Raw genomic sequence first — 3,441 nt, forward strand, 5'->3', positions numbered from 1 at the left:
CAGGCTGTAGGACCGGCCGAGATCGCCGGTTACGACGTTGCCGAGCCAGGTGAGGTACTGGACGGGCAGGCTCCGATCCAGGCCGAGGTCGCGGTTGATCCGGGCGACGTTCTCCGGGGTCGCATAGGAGCCGAGGATCGCCTGGGCCGGGTCGCCCGGGATCAGCGCCATGATCAGGAACACGATCAGGCTGAGCCCGAACAGGACCGGCAGCAGGGCCAGCAGGCGGCCCAGGACATAGGCGGGCAAGGCGCGCGTCCTACTGCTTGCTCACGTCGTGGAGCAGCAGGAAGAAGGACGGCTGCAGGGCAAAGCCCTGGACCGCGGCGGTGGTCACGGCGTTCTGCTGCCAATGCGCGATGAACGCCCAGGGCGCGTCCTCGACGATGATCCGCTGCGCCTGCCGGTAGAGCTCGCCGCGCTTGCCCTGATCGCTCTCGCGCCGCGCCTCGTCCAGGATCCGGTCGAGCTCCGGGTTGGAATAGTAGCCCGAGTTGAACCCGCCATTCTCCGGCAGGGCGTCAGTGCGCAGCGTCAGATAGGGGAGCGTGTCCGGGTCGTTGGTCATCCAGGCCATCTCGGCCATGTCGGCCTTGTCGCCTAGGCCGGCATTCACGTTGGCGAGATAGGTGTTCCACTCATAGGTCTGGATCTCGGCCTCGAGCCCGACCTTGGCCAGGTCGGCCTGGATCGCGGTCCCGATCGCGACCGGATCCAGCATGCCCGAGCCGCTCTCCGCGACATAGAAGGTGAGCTTGGCCCCCTCGGCTCCGGCTTCGGCCAGAAGCGCCTTTGCCTTGTCCGGATCGTGCGGGTAGCCCTCGATCGCCGGGTCGTAGGCCCATTCGAAGGCTGGTGCTATCGGCCCCTTGGCCGGCACCGCCGTGCCCTGGAGGATGTTGTCGGCGATCGCCTGCTTGTCGATCGCGTAGTTCACGGCCTGGCGGACCCGCTTGTCCTTAAGCGGCCCCTCGCGCGTGTTCAGGATCAGGAACCATAAGTGCGGCCCGGCCTGCTCGTGGATCTGGAAGTCGCCGCCGCTGAACTGGCCGAGCGCGTCCGGCGGCACCTCGACCATCACGTCGATCCCGCCGGCCAGCATCTCGGCCGCACGGGTGTTGGCATCCGCGATCGGCCGGAACACCACCGTCTGGAGCCTGGCCGGCTCGCCCCAGTAGTCCGGATTGCGCTCGATGGTCACCTGCTGGCCGCCGACCCATTCGACGAAGCGGAACGGCCCGGTGCCGACCGGGTTGCGGGCATAGTCCTGGCCCTTCTCGGTGACCGCGCTGGGCGACACGATCAGCCCGGTCGGATAGGCGAGGTTGGACAGGAACGGCGCGAACGCTTCCTTCAGGGTGAAGCGTACCGTCTGGGGATCCACCGCCTCGACCTTGTCGACAGCGGAGAAGAAGAAGGCCAGCGGGAACGGGCCGGTGCCGGCGGCCGGGTGGTTCTCGTCGAGCATCCGCTCGAAGTTGAAGCGGACTGCTTCCGCATCGAAGGGCGTGCCGTCGTGGAAGGTCACCCCCTGGCGCAGCTTGAACTCGTAGACCCGTCCGTCCTCGAAGATCGTCCAGCTCTCCGCTAGCGCCGGCTCGACCTCGAGCGTGCCGGGCTTGTAGCGCACCAGGCCCTCGTAGAGATTGACCAGGATGCGGAAGTCGTTGGTCGCGGTGCTAACCGCGGGATCCATCGAGGCCGGCTCGGCGATCTGGCCGACCACCAGCACGTCGGCCGGGATCTGGGCGCCAGCTGGACGCAGGGCCGGCAAGGCGAGCAGGCCCGCCAGGAGCAGGCTGGCAAGCGCCGAGCGGATCACGGTCATGGTCTGGCGTCCTTCCCCGATATGGATGGATTCCGGGCAGCCGGCAGGAGCATGGGGCAACCCAGCGCCCTGACCAGCAACGCTTGGGCGACCCCGTCGTTGCACGCTCATACTACAACCTGGGCCGGACAAAGCTTTCGTTACCGGACCGTAACGAGACGGAAAATCCCGCTCGGGCGGTTGATGCGTAAGGCTGCTACTCTATGTGGTATCTAGCCCTGATGCATTGGCCTACTGGTAGGGAATTGGTCCGACGAAATCATGCTGACCGGACAGCGTGATCAGCATCTGCCGTGCAGGCTATTGTCCTTCTGCTCATCGGGTCAGCGGCGGCTCCGGACATTGCCGCCATCGCCCTTGCGGGATCACGGGCCCGCCAAGTGTCCGGCCCAGGGAGCGAACAGCCGCGTCAGGCTTTGACGTAGGCATCATCATCATCGGAAGCGGACGAGGAGTATTGCAGCATGTGCGGGTTCTGCGGCGAGGCACGCTTCGATGGCCGGCCGGCCGGGACGGCTGCCACCGAGGCGATGAACGATGCCCTCGCGGCACGCGGACCGGACGATAGCGGGATCCTCGCGCGCGGCCGGGTGACGCTCGGCCACCGCCGGCTCAGCATCATCGACCTGTCGGCCCGCGGCGAGCAGCCGATGGTCGATCCCGACCTTGGGCTCAGCATCGCCTTCAACGGCTGCATCTACAACTATCGTGAGCTGCGCGCCGAGCTGGAGGGCCTGGGCTACAGCTTCTTCTCCCATGCCGACACCGAGGTGATCCTCAAGGCCTACCACGCCTGGGGCACGGATTGCGTGCGCCGCTTCAACGGCATGTTCGCGTTCGCGATCCATGAGCGCGAGAGCGGTCGGCTCGTGCTGGCGCGCGACCGGTTTGGGATCAAGCCGATCTATCTCGCCGAATCCGATGGCGCCCTCCTGTTCGCTTCCTCGCTGCCCGCCCTGGTCAGGACGGGGCGGGTGGACAAGTCGATCGACCGGATCGCCCTGCAGTTCTACATGACCTTCCACGCGGTGGTGCCGGCGCCGTGGACCATCCTGAAGGGCGTGCGCAAGCTGCCGCCGGCGACCATGCGAGTGATCGAGCCGGACGGCACCAGCCGCGACGAGGTCTACTGGCGGATCAGCTACGCGCGGAGCGCCGAGGACGAGGCCCGTCCGGCCGAGGAATGGCGCGACCTGCTGCTCGACGAGTTCCGCCAAGCGGTGCTGCGCCGGATGGTGGCCGACGTGCCGGTGGGCGTGCTGCTCTCGGGTGGCCTGGACTCCAGCCTGATCGTGGGCCTGCTCGCCGAGTTCGGCCAGTCCGGGCTCGAAACCTTCTCGATCGGCTTCGAGGAAGCCAATGGGGAGAAGGGTGACGAGTTCCGCTATTCCGACCTGATCGCCCAGCATTACGGGACCCGCCACCACAAGATCTTCGTGCCGGAGCGGGAGATGCTGGAGGCACTGCCCGGTGCCATCCGTGCGATGTCCGAGCCGATGGTCTCCTACGACAACGTGGCCTTCTACCTCCTCTCCAAGGAGGTGGCGCGCCATGTGAAGGTGGCGCTGTCCGGTCAGGGGGCCGACGAGATCTTCGGCGGCTATCACTGGTAT

2 protein-coding genes and 1 pseudogene are annotated in these 3,441 nt (G+C 66.8%); 1 reads left to right on the forward strand and 2 read right to left on the reverse strand.

The features are described from left to right. Positions 1-249 (reverse strand): annotated as a pseudogene (locus tag EQG76_RS05475) (glutathione ABC transporter permease GsiC); the annotation flags it as partial. 10 nt (positions 250-259) lie between these two features. Beyond that, on the reverse strand, positions 260-1,828 hold the full coding sequence (locus EQG76_RS05480) for an ABC transporter substrate-binding protein (protein ID WP_159711320.1): 1,569 nt from the start codon (positions 1,826-1,828) through the stop codon (positions 260-262). A gap of 464 nt (positions 1,829-2,292) precedes the next feature. On the opposite strand from EQG76_RS05480, the gene EQG76_RS05485 reads away from it, so the two are divergent. Next, positions 2,293-3,441, forward strand: a 1,149-nt coding sequence (locus EQG76_RS05485; RefSeq protein ID WP_159711322.1) for an N-acetylglutaminylglutamine amidotransferase, incomplete at its 3' end; no start/stop codon positions are given.

This window comes from Geminicoccus flavidas (assembly GCF_009806515.1).
Taxonomy (GTDB): Bacteria; Pseudomonadota; Alphaproteobacteria; order Geminicoccales; family Geminicoccaceae; genus Geminicoccus; species Geminicoccus flavidus.